This is a genomic window from uncultured Parasphingopyxis sp. (assembly GCF_937129435.1).
Lineage (GTDB): Bacteria > Pseudomonadota > Alphaproteobacteria > Sphingomonadales > Sphingomonadaceae > Parasphingopyxis.
The window spans coordinates 14,883-35,257 of the sequence record NZ_CAKZNF010000060.1 but is presented as its reverse complement, the minus strand read 5'-3'; the positions used below and the strand labels follow the sequence as shown (position 1 = coordinate 35,257).

The following is a 20,375-nucleotide window of genomic DNA, read 5'->3' as shown; positions in this document are numbered from 1 at the left end:
AATTATATCAGGAGGGGCATCCGCAAGCTATTTTGGGAACTCCCAATCCATCCCCACCTCGTATCGGCGCTCGAACGTTGCTATGATCGTTATGATTTAGAACCCGGCAAATACGGTGCAATTCATTTCCGCCGCGGCGACGTTTATGAGATGTTACGCAATGAATTGCCGAACGACGCTAACGGAGATCTCACCGACGCTCGCATCGAGCTAATCATCCGGCATTTTATCGTACGTACTGCGCCGCCCGAGTTTTATCATGCCCATGTTGAAGATATGATTTCACGAGGCCAAAAAATCGTCTTCACAAGCGATTCTCCTGAGACCATAACACTATTCCAGAAGGTTTTCGGTCCGGCGCATTTCGTCGATCTAAGCCAGCACAAGTTGCCGATGGTCATCCGCAAGGCTTTTCTCGACTTCTTGGTTCTTACTAATGCGTCAGAAATTATCGGTACAGCGAGCAATTTTACACAATTTGCATCTCAAGTCGGCCAAGGCAAATCGACGAGCGTTGCCGGAACCGGGGATTTTGACATTGCTGCGCGAGAATTCCGCGATTCGATTTTGTCTAGCAAGGATATTAGCAAATCGACGCACGAAAAGGCCCTTAAACTGCTTGAGGTCGACTACACCGCCTACGCCAAGCGAGTCGAAGAAAGAGAAAGGGAAGCCTCCCATCAATTCGACAAGTTAATCGCTCGCGGCGGGAAAATTTTCGATACTTAGCAATAAACCGGACGATCGGCACATGATGGACGAACAGCCCAAACTCTTCATTGCGGGCCATCGGGGTATGGTCGGAGGAGCCACCGAGCGCGCGGCACGAAACCGCGGCTATTCGGATATCGTCACGCGCACGAGAAGCGAATTGCCGCTCGATGACAAGGCATCGGTCGATCAATTTTTCGCCGAACAACGTCCCGACTGGGTGATCCTCGCTGCCGCCAAGGTCGGCGGCATTGTCGCCAACGATGAGCAGCCGGCGGATTTCATCCGCGAGAATATCCTGATCGCCACCAACGTGATCGACGCGGCATGGCGCAACGGCGCGACGCGGCTCCTCTTCCTCGGCTCGTCCTGCATCTACCCGCGCGAAGCCGAACAGCCGATCTCCGAAACGAGCCTGCTGACCGGCCCGCTGGAGCCGACGAATTCCGCCTATGCGGTCGCCAAGATCGCCGGCAAGGAAATGTGCGACGCCTATCGCAAGCAGCACGGCTTCGACGCCTTCACCGTAATGCCTTCGAACGTCTACGGCATCGGCGACAATTTCCATCCCGACCACAGCCATGTCGCCGCCGGCCTGATGCGACGCCTGCACGCGGCCAAGGTCGAGGGATATGAAGAGGTCGCGATCTGGGGCACCGGCAGGCCGCTTCGCGAATTCATCTTCTCGGAAGATATTGGTGACGCCTGCCTCTTCCTGATGGAAAATTATCGCGAAGGCGGGATGATCAACGCAGGGTCGGGCGAGGAGGTATCGATCGCCGAACTCGCCGCGATGATCCGCGACGTGGTCGGTTACGAAGGCAGACTGACCTTCGATCCGAGCAAGCCCGACGGGACCCCGCGAAAGATCATGGATAACAGCCGGATCAAGGCCATGGGGTGGGAACCCTCGACGCAGCTCCGTGAAGGCTTGGCGCACATGTACGACTGGTTTCTCGAACACATTGCCGATGCGAAAGGACAGACAGCTTGACCGGACTGAAACTTCATCTGGGATGCGGCCCCAAGCATATTCCCGGCTTCTTCCATATCGACGCGCTCGACGGAGACCATGTCGATCATGTCGGACCGGTCGACCGGCTCGACACGTTCGAGGACGAGAGCGTGTCGCTGATCTATGCCAGCCATCTGCTCGAACATTTCGGCCGGCGCGAATATATGGACGTGCTGCGCGAATGGTATCGCGTGATCGAGCCCGGCGGCGTACTGCGGCTCGGCGTCCCGGATTTCGCCGCCTGTGCGAAACTCTATACCGAAGGCAAGCTCGACAGCATCGAACAGATTCGCGGCCTGATCTGCGGCGGACAGAAGGACGAATATGATTATCACAAGATGATCTTCGACCGGCAAAGCCTGCACGATGCGCTGATCGAGGTCGGCTTTTCCAGCACGCGACTGTGGGACTGGCGAGACACCGAACATGCCGATCTCGACGATTTCACCCAGGCCTATATCCCGCATATGGCCAAGGACACCGGAACGCTGATGTCGCTCAATCTCGAAGCCGTGAAATAGGACCAAATATGACCCGCAAGACCGCATTGATTTCCGGAATCACCGGGCAGGACGGCGCCTATCTCGCCGAGATGCTGCTGGACAAGGGTTATCACGTCCACGGCATCAAGCGCCGGTCCTCGTCCTTCAACACCGGGCGCATCGATCATCTGTTCGGTCATGCCAAGGATTGCGAGGGCGATTTCTGCCTGCACTATGGCGACCTGACCGACGCAACCAATCTGATCCGCGTCATCGCCGAGGTACAGCCCGACGAGCTCTACAATCTCGCGGCGCAAAGCCATGTGCAGGTGAGCTTCGAAACGCCTGAATACACCGCCAATGCCGATGCAGTGGGCACCCTGCGCTTCCTCGAAGCGATCCGCATTCTCGACATGCAGGACAAGGTTCGCTTCTACCAGGCCTCGACATCGGAACTGTACGGCAAGGTGCAGGAAGTCCCGCAAAAGGAAACGACTCCCTTCTACCCGCGCTCGCCCTATGCCGTTGCGAAACTCTATGCCTATTGGGTCACGGTCAATTACCGCGAGGCCTATGGCATTCACGGGTCGAACGGTATCCTGTTCAACCATGAAAGCCCGATCCGCGGCGAGACCTTCGTGACGCGCAAGATTTCCCGCGCCGTGGCCGCGATCGAGCTGGGCCTGCAGTCCGATCTGGCGCTCGGCAATCTCGACGCGCTTCGAGACTGGGGCCATGCCCGCGATTATGTCGACGGCATGTGGCGAATCCTGCAACAGGACACACCCGACGATTATGTTCTGTCGACCGGCGAGATGCATTCGGTCCGCGAATTCTGCGAGATCGGATTCGGCGAAATCGGCAAGACCATCGAATGGAGCGGCGAAGGCGTCGACGAAGTGGGGCGAGACGCAGCTTCGGGCGATATCCTGATCCGCGTCGATCCCCGCTATTTCAGACCCACCGAAGTCGAACAGCTCTTGGGAGATTCAACCAAAGCGCGCACCGTTCTGGGTTGGGAACCGAAAATTCCCTTTGTCGATCTCGTCAAGGAAATGGTGGCCGACGATCGCGAGTTGCTTCACACCGAGAGGCTGGCGCGCAAGGCCTATGGCGTCGAGGAGTAACCTCATTGACGTACGCAGAGTTGTGTGATCCGGTGCGGACGGCGGGACTTGAACCCGCACTCCCCGAGGGGAAGAAGATTTTAAGTCTCCAGCGTCTACCGATTCCGCCACGTCCGCATCAATGCCTGCGTGGCGAATAGCGTCGGGCAGTTCAAGCCTCAAACATTGAGGCGTTCGCGCATTTCCTTGCCGGGCTTGAAATAGGGGACGCGCTTCGCCGGGACGTCGACCGGTTCGCCGGTGCGCGGATTGCGCCCCGTGCGCGCCTCGCGCTGGCGTGTCGAAAAGGCACCGAAGCCGCGCAGTTCGACGCGTCCCCCTTTGGCCAGTTGATCCACAATAGCATCGAAAAAGGCCGACACGACCTTCTCGACTTCCCTGCCCGAAAGATCCGGATTTTCATCCGCAATTTTCTGGACGAGTTCAGATCGTATCATTCGGCCCTCCCCGGACTGCTATGAAATCAGATGTCCCAAGGCCCAGATCGAAACGCAACACGAACGGCCAGGCGGCGCCTGTCTTGGGGCCACAATGTTCCCGATTCCGGCAATTTTCAAGCCATGCTCGGCCAATGAACCCTTACTATCGGCAAGTTGCCGAAATCGTTCGACAACTGCGAAACGGCCGCAGCTTTCCCCCGCACCGCTTGCAAAGAAAAAGGCCGCCGCAGAGCGCGAATCGCCCCGCAGCGGCCCTTTTGAACGATCGGTGACGACTATTCCTTGTCGCCGTCGCGCTGCTTGAGCGCTTCGCCGAGGATGTCGCCGAGGCTGGCGCCGGAATCGGTCGAACCGTACTGATCGACAGCCTGCTTCTCTTCGGCGATCTGCAGCGCCTTGATCGAGAAGTTCGGCTTCTTCTGCCGGTCGAAACCGACGACCATCGCGTCGAACTTCTGGCCGACCTGGAAACGGTCGGGACGCTGCTCGTCGCGGTCGCGGCCGAGATCGGCACGCTTGACGAAACCGGTCGCGCCGTCTTCGCCCGCCTGCACCTCGAGCCCACCGTCCTTCACTTCGAGGACGTTGACGGTGACGACATTGCCCTTGCGCAGATCGCCGCCGGACGCGGTGGTGACGCCGCCGCGCTCAAGCTGCTTCATGCCGAGGCTGATGCGCTCCTTCTCCGCATCGACGTCGAGCACGACGGCTTTCACCATCTCACCCTTGTGATGCATGTTCAGCGCTTCCTCGCCGGTCATGCCCCAGGCGATATCCGACATGTGGACCATACCGTCGACGTCGCCTTCGAGCCCGACGAACAGGCCGAACTCGGTGGCATTCTTGACTTCGCCCTCGACCTCGGTGCCGACAGGGAAGCGATCCGCGAACGTATCCCACGGATTGCTCTGCGCCTGCTTGAGGCCGAGGCTGATCCGGCGCTTGTCCTCGTCGACCTCGAGGATCACGACCTCGACCTTTTCGCTGGTCGAGACGATCTGACCCGGATGGACGTTCTTCTTGGTCCAGCTCATCTCGGAAACGTGGACTAGGCCCTCGATGCCCGATTCCAGCTCCACAAAGGCGCCGTAATCGGTGATGTTGGTGACGCGGCCCTCGAACTTCGTGCCGACCGGGTATTTGGCGCTGGCGCCTTCCCACGGATCGGTCTCGAGCTGCTTCATGCCGAGGCTGATGCGCTGGGTCTCGCGATTGATGCGGATGATCTGGACGTTCACCTTGTCGCCGATATTGACCATCTCCGACGGGTGATTGACCCGCTTGTAGCTCATGTCGGTGACGTGCAGCAGGCCATCGATGCCGCCAAGATCGACGAACGCACCGTAATCGGTGATGTTCTTCACGACGCCTTCGATGATCTGGTTTTCGGTCAGCGACTGGATCAGGTCCTGGCGCTGTTCGGCGCGCGTTTCTTCGAGGATCGCGCGGCGCGAGACGACGATATTGCCGCGGCGGCGGTCCATCTTGAGGATCTGGAACGGCTGCGGAATGTCCATCAGCGGGGTGACGTCGCGGACGGGACGGATATCGACCTGCGAACCGGGCAGGAACGCCACGGCACCGCCGAGATCCACGGTAAAGCCGCCCTTCACGCGGCCGAAGATCGTGCCTTCGACGCGGGCTTCCTCGTCATATTCCTTCTCGAGCCGGTCCCAGGCAGCTTCGCGGCGCGCGCGGTCGCGCGACAGCATCGCTTCGCCATTGGCGTTCTCGACCCGGTCGACATAGACTTCGACTTCGTCGCCGACGGAGATTTCGGCCTTCTGACCGGGGCTGGCGAATTCGCGGAGCGGCACGCGCCCTTCCGACTTGAGCCCTACATCGATCACGGCCAGATCGTTTTCGATCCCGGTAACCGTGCCTTTGACCACCTGTCCTTCGAAGCTCTCGGTATCCCCGAGCGTGTCGTTGAGCAGTTTTTCGAAATCGTCTCGCGTCGGATTCGGCGACGTTGCCATAAATTTCAGTCCTTTGATTCACATTTTCCGGCCATCCGGTTGGTTCCGGAGGTCTTGGAAAGACATTTTGCGAACCGCCCCATGCGGCCCGCCTTACCCGGCACGCGGCTGATCTCGCGGAGTTCCGGCGTGCCGATGCACGAAAACACGCGGCGGCCGCAGCGTTCCCGCTACAGCCTGACGCGTGTTGATCGGATGCGGTCTTACCGCCTACCCGTCCGGGCCTCCACGAGCGCAATCGCCCGCTGGACGGCGGCGGATATAGTCAGATCGGTCGTATCGAGCAAGTCCGCATCGTCGGCCTGCCGCATCGGCGCCGCGGACCGGCTGGCATCGCGGCGGTCGCGTTCCTCGATATCGGCAAGGATTTCGGCATAGTCGGCGTCCGGATCGAGCGCGACCTCATCGGCATGGCGCCGGGCCGCCCGTGACTCGGCGCTGGCCGTCACGAACAGTTTCGCATCGGCATCCGGCGCGATCACCGTGCCGATATCGCGACCGTCGAGCACCGCCCCGCCGGGTTGGTTTGCGAATCGCTGCTGCCGCACGACGAGCGCTTCGCGGACCGCTGGATGGACGGAAACGCGCGATGCCCATTCCCCCGCTTGTTCACTGCGTAACTCGGCATCGTCGAGCAGCGCCTCGTCGAAGTCGCAGGCGGCCAGTGCCGCCGCCTCGTCATCCGGATCGCCGCCGCCCCGAACGGTCGCGACGCCGACGGCACGATAGAGCAGCCCGGTATCGAGCCACGGCAGACCGAAATGCTGGGCCAGGGCCCGCGATATGGTCCCCTTCCCCGAAGCAGCCGGTCCGTCCACGGCGATGATCATCCGGCAATCGCTCCGAGATCGGCCATCATGGGCGGGAATGTCGGGAAGCTCGTCGCAAGCGGGCTGATATCGTCGATGGCGACGCCGTGCTGGGATGCCAGTCCTGCCACCGCGAAGCTCATCACGATGCGATGATCGAGTTCGGCGGCGACCTTGGGAATGCTCGTTTCGAGCGGCCGCAGCTTGTCGCCGCCGGTGCCGGTAATGGTCAGGCCGTCCTCCTGCTCCTCGACCGTGACGCCGCACTGTTTCAACCCGCGCGCCATTACGGACAGTCGATCGCTCTCCTTGACGCGCAGCTCGGAAAGCCCGCTCGTGCGCGTTTCGCCTTCGGCCATGGCGGCGGCGATGAACAGGATCGGGAATTCGTCGATCATTCGGGGCGCGATTTCCGGCGGGACGTCGATCCCGCGAAGCGCCGAATGCCGCGCGCGGATATCGGCCACCGGCTCGCCGCCGACCTCGCGCTCGTTCTCGAAGGTGAGATCCGCGCCCATGTCACGCAACACCTCGAACAAGCCGGTGCGCGTAGGGTTCAGCCCGACATTCTCGATCAGCACGTCCGACCCGGGCACGACCAGCGCCGCGACGATCGGGAACGCCGCCGAAGACGGATCGCCCGGGACGACGATATTTTGCGGCCGAAGTTCCGCCTCCCCCGTCACCTCGATAATGCGGGCATCACCATCGCTTTCGACGCGCAGTTCGGCGCCGAAGCCGCCCATCATCCGCTCGGTGTGGTCGCGCGTGCGCTCCGGTTCGATGATCCGCGTGACGCCGGGCGTATTGAGCGCCGCGAGCATGACCGCTGACTTCACCTGCGCCGAGGGTACCGGAACGCGATATTCGATCGGAACAGCGGGAACGGCGCCGTGAACCATCAAGGGCAACCGATCGCCAGGCGTGACCGAGAAATCGGCGCCCATCTGCTTTAAGGGTTCCATCACCCGCGCCATCGGCCGCTTCGACAGGGAGGCGTCGCCGATAAAGGTCGCGGTGATCGCATGGCTCGCGGCCAGCCCCATCAGCAGCCGCGCGCCGGTTCCCGAATTGCCCATGTCGAGCGCGATTTCGGGCTGCAGCAACCCGCCGACACCGACGCCCTTCACCGTCCACACTGTCTCGTCGACCCGGTCGATCTGCGCTCCCATCGCCCAGAGCGCCGCGACCGTGGCTATCACGTCCTCGCTTTCGAGCAATCCCTCGATCCGGCTTTCCCCGACGGCAAGCGCCGAGAGGATCAGCGCGCGATGGCTGATCGATTTGTCTCCCGGCACCCGCGCACGGCCCGAGAGCGGTTTTCGCAGGAGGAAGGTGCGGGGAAGTGGTTCGTGGGCCATGATTGATATGCTTTCTGTTCGTCGGACCTCGCCTTCGGCTCGGCGCCGCACCAGCCCGCACCCCCACCCGGCCTCCCATTAGGATACTTGCGTGGGAAGCCGGGTGGGGGTGCGGGCTGGTGCGGCGAACTTCCGCGAGGAAGTTTCTGACAATAAATCCGCGGCGCTTCGGCGCAAGCCAAAGTCTGACAAACACCTCCCTTGCTTTTGACAATGCCACTCCCATCTGGCAAGCGCGCCGCCTTGCTGCGGGGCGGACCCGCCGACGACACAAGCATTTGCGAAAGACGAAACACCATGGTGAAGCCTGAATGGGGCACGAAGCGGACTTGCCCGAAATGCGGCGAACGCTTCTACGATCTGGGAAATGACGATCCGGTCACCTGCATCAACGAGGAATGCGGTGTCGAATGGACGCCCGAACCGGTGCTGAAATCCAAGCAGCCCGTCGCCTTCGACGACAAGGAAGACAAGAAGAAGAAGGACGATTCGGACCTGTCGGAGGATGACGAAGATCTCGACATCGACGAAGACGGGGAAACGAATCCGGACGACGAGGTCGATCTGGGCGGCGACGACGACATCCAGGTCGACACCAGCGCCGGCGACGACGAGAAGGACGACAGCTAGTCTTGCACTGGCCGGGCGGCGAGGCTAAAGCGCGCCGCCTGAACTGAATGGGGCCGTAGCTCAGCTGGGAGAGCGCTACACTGGCAGTGTAGAGGTCAGGGGTTCGATCCCCCTCGGCTCCACCAGCCTTCGCTCGCTACGCGAGCTTCGGCTGGCAAGCCAGCCGTTAGCGAGAGTTGTGAGGGAAGGCTGCGCGCCGAAGCCTTGGCGAAGGCGGGCCATTTCGGAGCGCAAAATGGCTGGATCGTCTTAGCGTTCTGCTGCAGCCATCCGGTTGAAATCGGCACGTTCTGAGCGCAACCATCGATGGCATGAACTACGTCTACATTCTGCAAAGCGTTTCCCACCCCGAACAATTCTACACGGGCCTCTGCAAAGACGTCGAAACACGACTGGCCGCACACAATGCGGGCCAATCTCCGCATACCGCCAAATTCAGGCCTTGGCGTATCGTCTCATCTCACCACTTCCAAAACGCCGACACAGCAGCAGCACTCGAACGCTATCTCAAAACCGGTTCTGGCAGGGTTTTTGCCCAGCGCCATTTGCGCTGAGCCACCCTATTCCCCCAGTGTAAACAGCATTTCGCGGCCACCGTCTTTCGCTTTCGCCGCCTGGAACGCCGTGCGTTCGGCGGCCTGGCGGATCCAGCGCTGGCAGCCCGGCTGCGCATCGCCGACGAAACCGCGCTGCTCGGCTGCCTGCATCGTGTAGCACATGGCAATATCGGCGGCGGTCAGTTCGTCGCCGGCGAGCCATTGATGTGCCGCAAGGTCTTTTTCCGCCTGATCGAGGATCGCGCCGAGACGCGGCTCGATGAGCATGCCGCGCACGGTTTCCGCTGTCTTCTTCATCACCGGCTTGACCAGAAACGGCGCTCCCTGCGACACGAAATCGAAGATCATGTTCGTGAACAGCATCGGCATCATGCTGCCCTGACAGGCGTGAAACCAGAACAGATATTTGTCGCGCGCCGGATCGCCGGGCGCGGGCCGCAGCGGGCTTTCGGGATGTGCGTCCAGAATGTAATCGATCACCGCATTGCTTTCGGCGATCACCTTGTCCTCATCCGTGACGACCGGCGCCGTGCCCAGCGGGGAGATCGCCTTGTAATCGGCAGGTGCCAGATTGCTCTCCGGATCCCGCGGATAGATCTTCAGCTCATATTCCGCGCCAAGCTCCTCCAGTAGCCAGAGCGCCCGGAAGGATTGCGAATATTCGAGATGATGGACGGTGAGCATGGTCAGGCCGCCTCCGCAAAGCCCTTGAGGCGTTCGTTGATGATGGTGTCCGCCTCTCGCATGATCCGGTCGATCAGTTCCTTGCAGGTCGGGATGTCGTGGATCAGGCCCGCGACCATGCCGCAGCTCCAGGCGCCGCGGTCCATATGACCTTCGAGCATGATCTCGGGATAAACACCGGCGACCTGCTGTATGATGTCTTCGAATTGAAGGTCGCTGCCCTTCTCGCGTTCGATTTCGAGCACCTCCTCGACCGCCTTGTTGTTGAGCACGCGCTCGGTGTTCCTGAGCGGGCGCATCACCAGACGCGTATCGAGCTCGCTGGCGTCGACGATCGCCTGCTTGACGTTGTCGTGGACCGGCGCCTCTTTCGTCGCGATGAAGCGGGTGCCCATGTTCATCCCGTCGGCGCCCATGGCGAGGCTGGCGACGAGGCTGCGCGCATCGGCTTGTCCGCCCGAGGCCACGAACGGGATTTCGATCTCGTCGGCCGCGCGCGGCAACAGGATCATGTTGGGGACATCGTCCTCGCCCGGATGGCCGCCGCATTCGAACCCGTCGACCGACACCGCGTCGCAGCCGATCGATTGCGCCTTGAGCGCGTGACGTACGCTCGTGCATTTGTGGATCACCTTGATCCCGGCGTCCTTAAGCGGCGGGAGAACCTGGGCGGGGTTGTTCCCCGCCGTCTCCACGACGCTGACGCCGTTCTCGATGATCGCGCGGACATAGCCGGGATAATCCGGCGCATTGATGACCGGCAGGAAGGTGAGGTTCACACCGATCGGCTTGTCGGTGAGGTCCTTCGCCTTCTTGATCTCGGTGTCGAGATCCGCCGGCGTTTTCTGCGTCAGGCCCGTGATGATGCCAAGACCGCCCGCATCGGAGACCGCCGCCGCGAGTTCGGCAAAGCCCACATAATGCATGCCGCCCTGGATGATCGGATGCTCGATGCCGAACAGTTCAGTGATGCGGGTCTTCATGGCGGGCCTCTCCTGTGGTTTGATTTGTCCGCCTTGTCGTGCAGGTTGACGTTCACGTCAACCTTGGATGCCGCTATGTGTCGTCACCGCCGTTTGCGGTCTTGCGCTGTTCGAACATCCGCTCGACCGGGCGGCGCATGTCGTATTGATCGGGGTTGTCGAAAGGCATGGCACGGGAGACGGCAGCCTCGAGCAGTTCGGCCCGCTCCGCAATCAGCTTTGCGATATGGGGATGAGACACGATGAAATCGTCGCCCGCCATCACCCTCTCGACCGCATAAGCACCAAAACTGTCCGCATCAGGCCCGAAATTGATCATCGCGCCCCGGCTTTCTTCTAAAGGGCCGCCATAGCGTTTCTGTCGGTGTGCGGGCGAACCGGCGAGGGACGTCTGGACCACTCCCGGCATCAAAACCGACAGGCCGACATGATCGGGCAATTCGCGGCGGACGACGTCGCATAGTCCGAGGATACCCTGTTTCGAAGCGGTATAGGGTCCGCCCATAATGTGCGGCGTTCCCGTGCTGTGTTCGGAGCCGGTAACGACGATCCGGGATGGCGAAGTCTGCGCGACCATCCGCCGGCCGAATATCTGCAAGGCATGCATCGCCGCGCGCAGATTGACGTCGATCACCCAGTCGGCGTCGGCCAACGACCATTCGAGAAACGGCTTCAACGCAGGCATGACGCCCGCATTGTCGAAGAACAGGTCGACCTGCCCCAGTTCGTCCCACGCCCGATCGGCCAGTACGACAAGCTGGTCGTCGTCGGTCACGTCGCAAGGCACGCCGTGGGTCCTTGCACCGAGCGATTCGAGCTCGGCGACGGCGCAGGCGACCGCCTCGGCGTCGATATCGGCGATGACAAGTGCGGCACCGCGATCCGCCAGCGCCTTCGCGATGCCGAGACCGATCCCCTTTGCGCCGCCGGTGATGACCGCGCGATGCACCGGCTTAGTCGGCAATCTTGACGACGAGCTTGCCGATGGCCTTGCGGTCGCCGAGCTTGGCGATCGCATCGCCGCCGCGTTCGAAATGAAATACCTCGGTCACCTTCGGGCTGATCTTGCCCTCGCGCCACCAGTCGAACAGCTGATCGACATTGTCGCGATTGTGTTGCGGATCGCGTGCCACCGCGGCGCCCCAGAACACACCGCGCACGTCACAGCTCTTGAGCAGCGTCAGATTGAGCGGGAGCTTCGGGATGCCCGCCGGGAAGCCGATGACCAGATAGCGGCCCTCCCATGCGATCGAACGCAGCGCCGGCTCGCAATAATCGCCGCCCACCGCGTCGTAGATCACGTCCGCGCCGCCCGGCCCGACCGCTTCCTTGAACTTGGCGGCGAGCGCCTTGCTCTCCTCCTTGTCGAACGGCGCGCGGCCATAGAGCACGACATCGTCGGCGCCGGCGTCGCGCACCGCCTGCGCCTTTTCCTCGGTCGAAACAGCGCCGACCACGCGCGCGCCCATCGCCTTGCCCATCTCGACGGCCGAAATGCCGGTGCCGCCGGCCGCGCCGAGCACGAGCAGCGTCTCGCCGGCCTTGAGCTCGCCGCGATCCTGCAGCGCGTGGATCGTCGTGCCGTAGGTCAGCAGCAGCGCCGAACCTTCCTCGAAGCTCCGGTCCTCGGGCAGCGGGAAGCAGCCCGATGCGTTGACCTTCACATATTCGGCGAGCCCGGCATGGCCGCAGCTCGCCATCACCCGGTCTCCGGCCTTGAAATCGGTGACGCCCTCGCCGACCGAATCGACGATGCCCGAAACCTCGCCGCCCGGCGCGAACGGGCGCGGCGGTTTGAACTGATACTGGTCGATGATCATGATAACATCGGGATAGTTTATCGCGCAGGCCTTTACCGCGACGACGATCTCCCCCTTGCCCGGCTCGGGCTTGTCGATCTCGCCAATGCGAAGCGTTTCGGGCCCACCGGTTTCGTAGGACAACAAGGCTTTCATGTCGGAAAACTCCTTCAGGCGTTTTCTTTTCAGCGTGGCAGATTTGGAAGGGCCGTGAAAGACCAAAGGCGGTCAGGCGGCAACCTGTTCCTTCGGCTCGCCGCGATGCTGGCGCCGCAGTTCGGCTTTTTCCGATCCGCGCGTTCCGGTCAGCAGCACGTCGATCTCGCGCTTGTCCTGACTGATCGCGTCATCAATATAATCGAAGCGGGCCGGATCGCGCATGATGCGCTTCATCATCCGCCGCAGCCGCCAATACGTCCTGGCGACGGCGAAGGTGATGTAGAGGTTCTTCGCCAGATATTTCGGGTAGAAGATAATCGGATTTTCGATGGGAAAGCCCGGCCGGCGCTGCTTTCGGCGGTAGATGCGCATATAGCCCGATTCGAACTTGGCGACGCCGGTGATGCGGACGGCCTCGCGATAGGCGGTCAGGCGGTTGACCGTCATCTTCTTCTGGTTCGATCCGAGCGCGGCCATCCGGCGGATCACCGTCTCCATATGCTCGAAGCTATAGAATGATCGATGCGCGTCGACATAGGCGCGCTCCCATTCCTCGTCGCTCATTTTGGCGTGGTGGGTGACGCGGTGATTGAGGTCGTATTTGTTGAGATCGGGGTCCATCCACTCGCCCGCCTCGTACATGCGCTTGTGGTCCTCGCTGCCGGGCAGCGGCGTCAGATAGTTGAGATAGATCGAATCGATCGGCAGTTCGCGCTTGAGCGTCGCGATATCCTGCTGGATGCTCTCATAGCTGTCGTTCGGGAAACCGATGATATAGCCGCAGATGATGTAGACCGGATGCTGCTTCCACAGCAGGAACATCTCGCGATATTCCTCGACCCGGTTCTGCCGCTTCTTCGCCGCTTCGAGATTGTCGGCGTTGATGTTTTCCAGCCCGACGAAGATCTCGTTGACGCCCATCTTCACGCATTTTTCGATGAAGTTCGGGATGCGGTGAGCAAGCGTATCGACCTGGATGACGAGCTTGATCGGGAAGCCTTCATCGCGCAGCTCGATCAGCCGGTCGGCGAACACTTCCCAATTGCGGTTGCGCGCGAAATTGTCGTCGGTGAGGACGAAGCGCGTGATGCCCTCGGCGGCGTTGACGCGGATGATCTTTTCCAGATCATCGGCGGTGCGGAAGCGGCTCTTCCTCCCCTGCACGTTGATGATCGTGCAGAAGGAGCATTCGAAGGGGCAACCGCGCCCGAGATCGAAGCTCGAAAAGCCGTTGGTGTTATGCTCGACCTGCTCGCGAGGCAGGAACGGGATCGGCGCGCCGGCAATGTTCGGCGTGTCCTTCAGCCAGTCGTAAATCGGCTTGAGCTGTCCGGCGAGCGCATCCTGCAGTACCTCGTCGATCCGGCCGTCCTCAGCCTCTCCGGCGAAAAAGCTGATGCCCAGTTCCTGCGCCTCGACCAGTTCGGGCGGCAATTCCTTGAGCATCGACATGCAGCCGGAGACGTGAAAACCGCCGATGCACAGCGGCAGGCCGTGCGCGCGGAATTCCTTGGCCATTTCCATCGTACGGGGAAACTGGTTCGACTGGACGCCGACAAGGCCGATGAACCCCCTGCCCCCCGCCTTTTCGATATCGCGCGCGATCCGCTTCGGATCGACCTTGGAATGGATTTCGTCGATCGTGTGGACGTCCGCCTCGACGTTCCCGAGCGCGCCGCGTTCCAGCGCATCGTCGACGATCCCCGCCATGCAGGCGAGCGAGTTCGACGGCACGATCGAGCGCCACCAGGTCAGCGGATAGCCGTCGTCATGGTAGCGCGTCGGCTTGATGAGATAGATTTGAAAGCGATCCCCCATGGGAACAGCATACATATTCGGCGACGCGAACGCCAATTGTATGATGAAGTCGGAAAGTCAGGCCGTTGCCGGAGTCAGCCAAGGCCTCTCGACTGCAGTCCGCTCCTCATAGGCGCCGATCGCGCCCTCGCTCTCCAGCGTCAGCCCGATCTCGTCGCGGCCGGCAAGCAGGCTCTCCTTGCGGAACGGATCGATCTGGAACTCGAAGCGGTCCTGGAACGGCGTGGTGACGACCTGATTTTCAAGGTCGACCGTGATCGGATCGGTCCTGGCGACCTCCATCAGCCGATCGATCGCCTCCTGCGGCAGCTCGACCGCGAGAATCCCGTTCTTGAAAGCGTTGCCCGAGAAAATGTCCGAATAGCTCGGCGCGATGACGCAGCGCACGCCCATATCGTCGAGCGCCCAGGCGGCATGTTCGCGGCTCGACCCGCAGCCGAAATTGTCGCCCGCGATCAGGATTGCAGCGCCCTCATATTCGGGATCGTCGAAGACGTTGCCTTCTTCTTTGCGCACCGTCTCGAACGCCCCCTGCCCCATCCCCTCGCGGCTGACCGTTTTGAGCCAGTGGGCGGGGATGATGACGTCGGTGTCGACATTCTTGCGACCGAACGGATAAGCGCGGCCTTCGACCTGGGTGAAGGGTTTCATAGGATCTCCGATGGCCGGCGATAGCCATAGGCGCTCGCGCCGTCCCAGTTGCGCCCGTCGGGATAGCGCAACTCGACGCCGGTCAGCACCTCGCGATCGAAGAGATTCATGTTCGCGCCGATCATGTCGTGGGGGATATGGGGCAGTGTCGCAAAATGGGTCGTGCAGCCGCAACGGCCGCAGAAATGCACATCGACGCCGGGCTGCATCCGATCGACGCGCCGATAGGTCCGGGTGCTTCCCCGCACACTCACTTCGTCCACAGCAAAATACGCCCAGGCTGCGCCAGTCTTCCCGCAGAGCGAACAATCGCAGTCGTTGATGAACTCGGGCCTGCGCTCGAGTTCGACGCTTACAGCGCCGCAATGACAGCTGCCGACCATCAGTTCGCGCTCGCCGGAAAGGCCGGGAGCCGTTCGACATCGCCGGGATCGTGCTGGATTACGATCCGCGCCTCGAGCGCCTGATCGATCTGCAGGAAACGCTCGAACGAGGCGAGCGTATCGGCGCGGTCGGTGTTGAACTGCGGCACGCCCCGGTTCTCGATCTGCTCACGAAAATGATAGAGGTCGCCGGAGAGCAGGATGTTGCCGGTCTCGGGCAGACGAACGAGCAGCGCACTATGCCCCGGCGTGTGACCCGGCATCGCCAGCATCGTCACGGTGCCGTCGCCGAACACGTCGTGATCGCGCGGAAAGGTGGTCGCGCGTTCGCTGTTTTCGAGCCACGGGGTGAAGGCGGCGGTGGTGTCGCCATCGACCCCTTCGGTCACCGCGGCGAAGTCGCGCTCATTGATCAACAATGTCGATTGCGCGAAATCCGTTAGCTGGCCGATATGGTCGAAGTGATAGTGGCTGATGCCGACAAAGTTGATCTGTTCGGGCGTCAGGCCGATATCGCCCAGCTGGTCCGCGATCGTCCGTTCGACCGAAACCGTGTAAACGCCCGACGTCATCGAATTGCCCGCCAGCGCGCCGGGAAGGCCCGCGTCCCAGAGCAAATAGCGATCGCCGTTGCGGATGACATAGCAGCTGTCGGTCAGGGTCCGGGGAACGCCGTCATAAAGATGGCCGTCGGAAAAGCTCGCCGAATCGCTGAGCTCGATCGTGCCGCAGTCGAGCCGCCACATTTCGATTTCGGCTGCCTCTTGCGTATGTGCCGCCGTTGCGGCGCCCAGCAGCGCCAATCCGAAAATCCAATTCCTCATCCCATCAACTCCCTTACGTCCGTCAACCTGCCCGTCACCGCCGCCGCCGCCGCCATCGCGGGCGAGAGCAGGTGCGTGCGGGCGCCCGGCCCCTGCCGGCCCACGAAATTGCGGTTGCTCGTCGAGGCGCAACGCTCGCCCGGCGGCACCTTGTCGGGGTTCATCGCGAGGCACATCGAACAACCCGGTTCGCGCCATTCGAAGCCGGCTTCGGTGAAGATCCGGTCGAGCCCCTCCGCTTCCGCCTGCCGTTTGACGAGTCCGGAGCCCGGCACGATCAGCGCCTGTTTGACGCCGTCCGCGACCTTGCGGCCCTTCGCCACTTCGGCGGCGGCGCGCAGATCTTCTATCCGGCTGTTGGTGCAGCTGCCGATAAAGATGTTGTCGACGGCAACGTCCTGCATCGCCTGGCCTTCGGAAAGTCCCATATAGTCGAGCGACTTTGCCGCTGCCTCGCGCTTCGATTCTTCGGTGAAACTGTCGAGCATCGGCACGGCGCCGGTGATGGCGACGACATCCTCGGGGCTCGTGCCCCAGGTGACATTGGGCGCGATATCGCTCGCGGCGAGTTCGACCCGCTTGTCATAGACCGCGCCCGGATCGCTTGGCAGCGTCGTCCACCAGCGCAGCGCCTTGTCCCATTCCGCCCCCTGCGGCGCCATCGGGCGGTCCTTCAGATAGGCGTATGTCGTGCCGTCGGGCGCGATCAGCCCGGCCCGCGCACCCGCTTCGATCGACATGTTGGAGACGGTCAGCCGTCCCTCGATCGACATGTCGCGGATGGTGGAGCCGGTATATTCGATGACATGACCGGTGCCTCCTGCCGCGCCGATCCTGCCGATGATCGCGAGGATCACGTCCTTGGGCGTCACGCCGAAACCGAGCGCCCCTTCGACGCACACTTCCATGGTTTTCGAGGGCCTTAGCAGCAAAGTCTGCGTCGCCAGCACATGTTCGACCTCGCTCGTGCCGATGCCGAAGGCGAGTGCGCCGAGCGCGCCATGCGCCGATGTGTGACTGTCGCCGCAAACGACGGTCGTGCCCGGCAGCGTGAAGCCCTGCTCGGGTCCGACGACATGGACGATGCCTTGTTCGGGCGCGGCGTCTTCGATGTAGCGGATGCCGAAGGCGGGCGCATTCGACTCCAGCGCCTCAAGCTGCTGCGCCGATTGCGGGTCTGCGATCGGGATGCGGTTGCCCTTCGCATCGCGCCGCGCCGTCGTCGGCAGATTGTGGTCGGGGACAGCGAGCGTCAGGTCGGGCCGCCGGACGGTACGCCCTGCCGCCCGAAGCCCTTCGAACGCCTGCGGGCTCGTCACCTCGTGGACGAGGTGGCGGTCGATGAACAGGATGCATGTCCCGTCGTCGCGCTTCTCGACGACATGCGCGTCCCAGATTTTCTCGTAGAGCGTCTTCGGCTGATCCATGCGCCCGGCCATAATCGAATCGTGCGCTGCATCAAGCGATAGCGACATTTTCGTTCGGTTAGTCTTGACTTGCCCCCCTCTTCGCGCGCCAGAAACGCGCATGGCCGAAGCGCAATGGCAGAACTGGTCGGGCAGCGTCGTCGCAACGCCCGCGACGATCGCCACGCCGCGCGACGAACGCGAGCTCGCCGGACTTGTCGCCGCGCATGACCGCATTCGCGTCACCGGCGCGGGACACAGTTTCATGCCGCTCTGCGAGACCGGCGGGCTGCTGCTCCGGCTCGAGGATATGGAGGGCGAACTCGAAATCGCGTCGGACGGCAAGTCGGCCCGGGCTCCGGCCGGATGGAGCCTTGCGCGGTTGACCGAGGCGTTGTGGGAACACGGCTATTCGCTCCCCAATCAGGGCGATGTGAACCCGCAATCGATCGCCGGCGCGATCTCGACCGGGACGCACGGGACCGGCGCCGTGCTGGGGAGCCTGTCGACGATGGCGCGCGGTTTCCGGCTGATGCTTGCCGACGGCAGCATCGTCGAATGTTCGTGCGAAACGGAACCCGAACTGTTCGAAGCGCAGCGCGTGTCGCTCGGCCTGCTCGGTATCGCACTCGAAATCCGCTTCGACATCGTCCCCGCCTATCACCTTGTCGAGCACATCCGCGCCGTGCCGATGGCCGAGGTCGCCGAACGCTGGGACGATCTCGCCGCCGCGCATCGGCATGTCGAATTCTGGGCCTTTCCCTATTCGGACGATGTCATCCTCAAGGCGCTCGACCCGTGCGATCCCTGCCCGCCTCCGGCCCATGCATCGGACATGGATGAAAAGGCGTTCGCGCTTTACTGCAAGACGGTCCGGCGGCTGCCGAAGCTCACGGCTTCGCTCCAGCGACAGTTGATGAAGCATATAAAGCCCAGCGAGCGCCGCGGCCCGGCAAGCCGAATCTTCCCGTCGGAACGCGGTGTGCGTTTCGAGGAAATGGAGCATCAGCTGCCACGCGAAAGCGGCTTTGCAGCGCTGCGAGCGGTGATCGACTGGATCCGCAGCAAAAAGCTGCCGGTCGCCTTTCCGTTCGAATACCGGCTGGTCGCCGGCGACGATATCTGGCTCAGCCCTTTCCATGCCGGCGACTGCGCCTCAATCTCGATGCACCAATATGCGCCGATGGCGTGGAAAGCGTTGTTCGGCGAGGCCGAGACGATCTTCCGCGACCATGGCGGACGACCGCATTGGGCGAAGCGGCATACGCTGACGCGCGAGGATGTCGACCGGCTCTACCCCAAGGCCGCCGATTTTCGCCGCATTCGACATGACGTCGACCCGAACGGCAAGTTTCTCAATCCGCACCTCGCGCCGCTGTTCGGAGAGACCGCATGACCGACCGCAAGCCCGTCAATGCCGCGCTGATCGGCGAACCGCGGTCCGCTCTCAACACCCCTGCGCTGGTGATCGAAAGGGACGTGCTCGAACGCAATATCGCGCGCATGGACGATTTTGCGCGAGACCACGGGCTCGCGCTGCGGCCGCACGCCAAGACGCACAAGAGCCTCGATATAGCGAAACTTCAGATCGGCGCTGGCGCGGCCGGCATCTGCTGCGCGAAGCTCGGTGAGGCCGAGGCGCTGACCGCAAGCGGAGAGATGGTATCGGTGCTGATCACTTCACCCGTGACATCGGCTCCCGCCATCTCACGGCTTGCCGCGCTCAACAAGCGGATCGACGACCTGCGCGTCGTCGTCGACCATCCCGGCAACGCCGCCGCGCTGGCCGAAGCGGTCGGCGACGGCAAGCCGCTGTCGGTGCTCATCGACATCGACCCCGGCATTCACCGCACCGGCGTCACCGACGCCGAAGCCGCCGTCCGCCTCGCCCAGCGGATCGCACAGCAGCCCGCGCTCACATATCGCGGGGTGCAATTCTATTGCGGCGTGCAGCAGCATGTCGAAGGCTTCGAAGCCCGGCGCACCGCGATCGCCGAGCGCACCGGCTATCTCGAGACCGTCATCGCAGCGCTTGCCGATGCCGGCCATCCCCCGGCCATCGTCTCCGGCGGCGGCACCGGCACCCACGCCATCGATGCCGAACTCGGCGTGCTCACCGAGTTGCAGCCCGGCTCCTACGTCTTCATGGATCGCCAGTACGACGTTTGCGAACTCACCGGGAATGCCGACAATTTCGAAACGTCGCTGTTCGTCGACACACGGATCGTCAGCTGCAACACGCCGGGCATGGCGACGCTCGATGCGGGGTTCAAATCGCTCTCGACCGACGGCGACAAGCCGGTCGTCAAAGGCGGTGCCGCGCCGGAGGATGCCGCCTTCTTCTTCATGGGCGACGAACATGGCGCGCTTGCCGCGGCCGGCTGGCAGGGCGAGCTCGGCGCGGCCGTCTCGCTCCAGGTGCCGCACTGCGACCCCACCGTGAACCTCTACGATCACTATCATGTCGTCGAAAACGGCCAGCTCGCCGCGCTCTGGCCCGTCACCGCGCGCGGCTGCAACTTCTAGCCCCCGCTCACCGCCGCTCCGAGTCCGTCCG

21 protein-coding genes and 2 tRNA genes are annotated in these 20,375 nt (G+C 62.5%); 9 read left to right on the top strand and 14 right to left on the bottom strand.

What is annotated here, in order from left to right; translation table 11 throughout:
• From Q0139_RS10615 to gmd, 4 genes are all read left to right on the top strand, one after another.
• Positions 1-729 (top strand): hypothetical protein (locus Q0139_RS10615; RefSeq protein WP_298021364.1); only part of this gene is annotated, 729 nt, incomplete at its 5' end.
• Between the two features lie 22 nt (positions 730-751).
• A complete protein-coding gene (locus tag Q0139_RS10610) occupies positions 752-1,705 on the top strand; it encodes a GDP-L-fucose synthase (RefSeq protein WP_298021361.1) in 954 nt (317 codons plus the stop codon).
• The gene (locus Q0139_RS10605; protein ID WP_298021357.1) at positions 1,702-2,247 is read left to right on the top strand and encodes a methyltransferase domain-containing protein; all 546 of its coding nucleotides are present in this window, start codon (positions 1,702-1,704) and stop codon (positions 2,245-2,247) included. The genes Q0139_RS10610 and Q0139_RS10605 overlap by 4 nt, the downstream gene beginning before the upstream one ends.
• A gap of 8 nt (positions 2,248-2,255) precedes the next feature.
• The gene (gene gmd / locus Q0139_RS10600) at positions 2,256-3,335 is read left to right on the top strand and encodes a GDP-mannose 4,6-dehydratase (protein ID WP_298021354.1); all 1,080 of its coding nucleotides are present in this window, start codon (positions 2,256-2,258) and stop codon (positions 3,333-3,335) included.
• Positions 3,336-3,368: 33 nt separating this feature from the next.
• Here the strand turns inward: gmd and Q0139_RS10595 are convergent.
• From Q0139_RS10595 to aroA, 5 genes are all read right to left on the bottom strand, one after another.
• Positions 3,369-3,452, bottom strand: a tRNA-Leu gene (locus tag Q0139_RS10595).
• 41 nt (positions 3,453-3,493) lie between these two features.
• Positions 3,494-3,772: an integration host factor subunit beta gene (locus Q0139_RS10590; RefSeq protein ID WP_298021351.1), complete on the bottom strand. Its 279-nt coding sequence runs from the start codon at positions 3,770-3,772 to the stop codon at positions 3,494-3,496.
• Between the two features lie 278 nt (positions 3,773-4,050).
• Complete coding sequence (rpsA, locus tag Q0139_RS10585) at positions 4,051-5,754, bottom strand: 30S ribosomal protein S1 (protein WP_298021348.1); 1,704 nt, start codon at positions 5,752-5,754, stop codon at positions 4,051-4,053.
• A 203-nt stretch (positions 5,755-5,957) separates the two neighbouring features.
• Positions 5,958-6,584, bottom strand: a complete 627-nt coding sequence (gene cmk, locus Q0139_RS10580; RefSeq protein WP_298021345.1) for a (d)CMP kinase — start codon at positions 6,582-6,584, stop codon at positions 5,958-5,960.
• A complete protein-coding gene (gene aroA, locus Q0139_RS10575) occupies positions 6,581-7,924 on the bottom strand; it encodes a 3-phosphoshikimate 1-carboxyvinyltransferase (protein ID WP_298021342.1) in 1,344 nt (447 codons plus the stop codon). The genes cmk and aroA overlap by 4 nt, the downstream gene beginning before the upstream one ends.
• 297 nt (positions 7,925-8,221) lie before the next feature.
• On the opposite strand from aroA, the gene Q0139_RS10570 reads away from it, so the two are divergent.
• The 3 genes from Q0139_RS10570 to Q0139_RS10560 all read left to right on the top strand — a co-directional run bounded on the left by Q0139_RS10570 (position 8,222) and on the right by Q0139_RS10560 (position 9,108).
• On the top strand, positions 8,222-8,554 hold the full coding sequence (locus Q0139_RS10570; protein WP_298021339.1) for a TIGR02300 family protein: 333 nt from the start codon (positions 8,222-8,224) through the stop codon (positions 8,552-8,554).
• 49 nt (positions 8,555-8,603) lie between these two features.
• Positions 8,604-8,679 (top strand) — tRNA-Ala (locus Q0139_RS10565).
• A 186-nt stretch (positions 8,680-8,865) separates the two neighbouring features.
• Positions 8,866-9,108 (top strand): GIY-YIG nuclease family protein, encoded by a 243-nt coding sequence (locus Q0139_RS10560; RefSeq protein ID WP_298021336.1) that lies wholly within the window; start codon positions 8,866-8,868, stop codon positions 9,106-9,108.
• Between the two features lie 6 nt (positions 9,109-9,114).
• Here the strand turns inward: Q0139_RS10560 and Q0139_RS10555 are convergent, their stop codons facing one another.
• From Q0139_RS10555 to leuC, 9 genes are all read right to left on the bottom strand, one after another.
• Positions 9,115-9,795 (bottom strand): glutathione S-transferase family protein, encoded by a 681-nt coding sequence (locus tag Q0139_RS10555; RefSeq protein ID WP_298021333.1) that lies wholly within the window; start codon positions 9,793-9,795, stop codon positions 9,115-9,117.
• A 2-nt stretch (positions 9,796-9,797) separates the two neighbouring features.
• Complete coding sequence (locus Q0139_RS10550; protein ID WP_298021330.1) at positions 9,798-10,778, bottom strand: nitronate monooxygenase family protein; 981 nt, start codon at positions 10,776-10,778, stop codon at positions 9,798-9,800.
• A 73-nt stretch (positions 10,779-10,851) separates the two neighbouring features.
• Complete coding sequence (locus Q0139_RS10545; RefSeq protein WP_298021327.1) at positions 10,852-11,742, bottom strand: SDR family oxidoreductase; 891 nt, start codon at positions 11,740-11,742, stop codon at positions 10,852-10,854.
• Positions 11,732-12,733 carry an NADPH:quinone oxidoreductase family protein gene (locus tag Q0139_RS10540; protein WP_298021325.1) on the bottom strand — a complete coding sequence of 334 codons (1,002 nt, stop codon included), beginning with the start codon at positions 12,731-12,733 and terminating at the stop codon, positions 11,732-11,734. The genes Q0139_RS10545 and Q0139_RS10540 overlap by 11 nt, the downstream gene beginning before the upstream one ends.
• Before the next feature lie 72 nt (positions 12,734-12,805).
• Entirely contained in the window at positions 12,806-14,554 is a 1,749-nt protein-coding gene (locus tag Q0139_RS10535) for a radical SAM protein (protein ID WP_298021322.1), read from the bottom strand.
• A 57-nt stretch (positions 14,555-14,611) separates the two neighbouring features.
• Positions 14,612-15,205, bottom strand: coding sequence for a 3-isopropylmalate dehydratase small subunit (leuD, locus tag Q0139_RS10530; RefSeq protein WP_298021319.1), 594 nt, complete (start codon positions 15,203-15,205; stop codon positions 14,612-14,614).
• Positions 15,202-15,453, bottom strand: a complete 252-nt coding sequence (locus tag Q0139_RS10525) for a hypothetical protein (protein WP_298021316.1) — start codon at positions 15,451-15,453, stop codon at positions 15,202-15,204. Before Q0139_RS10525 ends, leuD begins: the two co-directional genes overlap by 4 nt.
• 134 nt (positions 15,454-15,587) lie before the next feature.
• Positions 15,588-16,412, bottom strand: a complete 825-nt coding sequence (locus Q0139_RS10520; RefSeq protein WP_298021313.1) for an N-acyl homoserine lactonase family protein — start codon at positions 16,410-16,412, stop codon at positions 15,588-15,590.
• Positions 16,409-17,839 carry a 3-isopropylmalate dehydratase large subunit gene (gene leuC / locus Q0139_RS10515; protein WP_298021310.1) on the bottom strand — a complete coding sequence of 477 codons (1,431 nt, stop codon included), beginning with the start codon at positions 17,837-17,839 and terminating at the stop codon, positions 16,409-16,411. The genes Q0139_RS10520 and leuC overlap by 4 nt, the downstream gene beginning before the upstream one ends.
• Positions 17,840-17,939: 100 nt before the next feature.
• Here leuC and Q0139_RS10510 point away from each other — a divergent pair, with 100 nt between their 5' ends.
• Together Q0139_RS10510 and Q0139_RS10505 are read left to right on the top strand one after the other, a co-directional pair.
• A complete protein-coding gene (locus Q0139_RS10510; RefSeq protein WP_298021307.1) occupies positions 17,940-19,214 on the top strand; it encodes a D-arabinono-1,4-lactone oxidase in 1,275 nt (424 codons plus the stop codon).
• Positions 19,211-20,344, top strand: coding sequence for a DSD1 family PLP-dependent enzyme (locus tag Q0139_RS10505; protein ID WP_298021305.1), 1,134 nt, complete (start codon positions 19,211-19,213; stop codon positions 20,342-20,344). Before Q0139_RS10510 ends, Q0139_RS10505 begins: the two co-directional genes overlap by 4 nt.
• Positions 20,345-20,375: the final 31 nt, after the last annotated feature.

Excerpts from the sequence above, each read along its gene's own strand:
- Q0139_RS10610 (WP_298021361.1), top strand. The coding sequence starts at position 752 with ATGATGGACGAACAGCCCAAACTCTTCATTGCGGGCCATCGGGGTATG.
- gmd (WP_298021354.1), top strand. The coding sequence starts at position 2,256 with ATGACCCGCAAGACCGCATTGATTTCCGGAATCACCGGGCAGGACGGC.
- Q0139_RS10590 (WP_298021351.1), bottom strand. The coding sequence starts at position 3,772 with ATGATACGATCTGAACTCGTCCAGAAAATTGCGGATGAAAATCCGGAT.
- rpsA (WP_298021348.1), bottom strand. The coding sequence starts at position 5,754 with ATGGCAACGTCGCCGAATCCGACGCGAGACGATTTCGAAAAACTGCTC.
- cmk (WP_298021345.1), bottom strand. The coding sequence starts at position 6,584 with ATGATCATCGCCGTGGACGGACCGGCTGCTTCGGGGAAGGGGACCATA.
- aroA (WP_298021342.1), bottom strand. The coding sequence starts at position 7,924 with ATGGCCCACGAACCACTTCCCCGCACCTTCCTCCTGCGAAAACCGCTC.
- Q0139_RS10570 (WP_298021339.1), top strand. The coding sequence starts at position 8,222 with ATGGTGAAGCCTGAATGGGGCACGAAGCGGACTTGCCCGAAATGCGGC.
- Q0139_RS10560 (WP_298021336.1), top strand. The coding sequence starts at position 8,866 with ATGAACTACGTCTACATTCTGCAAAGCGTTTCCCACCCCGAACAATTC.
- Q0139_RS10555 (WP_298021333.1), bottom strand. The coding sequence starts at position 9,795 with ATGCTCACCGTCCATCATCTCGAATATTCGCAATCCTTCCGGGCGCTC.
- Q0139_RS10550 (WP_298021330.1), bottom strand. The coding sequence starts at position 10,778 with ATGAAGACCCGCATCACTGAACTGTTCGGCATCGAGCATCCGATCATC.
- Q0139_RS10540 (WP_298021325.1), bottom strand. The coding sequence starts at position 12,733 with ATGAAAGCCTTGTTGTCCTACGAAACCGGTGGGCCCGAAACGCTTCGC.
- Q0139_RS10535 (WP_298021322.1), bottom strand. The coding sequence starts at position 14,554 with ATGGGGGATCGCTTTCAAATCTATCTCATCAAGCCGACGCGCTACCAT.
- leuD (WP_298021319.1), bottom strand. The coding sequence starts at position 15,205 with ATGAAACCCTTCACCCAGGTCGAAGGCCGCGCTTATCCGTTCGGTCGC.
- Q0139_RS10520 (WP_298021313.1), bottom strand. The coding sequence starts at position 16,412 with ATGAGGAATTGGATTTTCGGATTGGCGCTGCTGGGCGCCGCAACGGCG.
- leuC (WP_298021310.1), bottom strand. The coding sequence starts at position 17,839 with ATGGATCAGCCGAAGACGCTCTACGAGAAAATCTGGGACGCGCATGTC.
- Q0139_RS10510 (WP_298021307.1), top strand. The coding sequence starts at position 17,940 with ATGGCCGAAGCGCAATGGCAGAACTGGTCGGGCAGCGTCGTCGCAACG.
- Q0139_RS10505 (WP_298021305.1), top strand. The coding sequence starts at position 19,211 with ATGACCGACCGCAAGCCCGTCAATGCCGCGCTGATCGGCGAACCGCGG.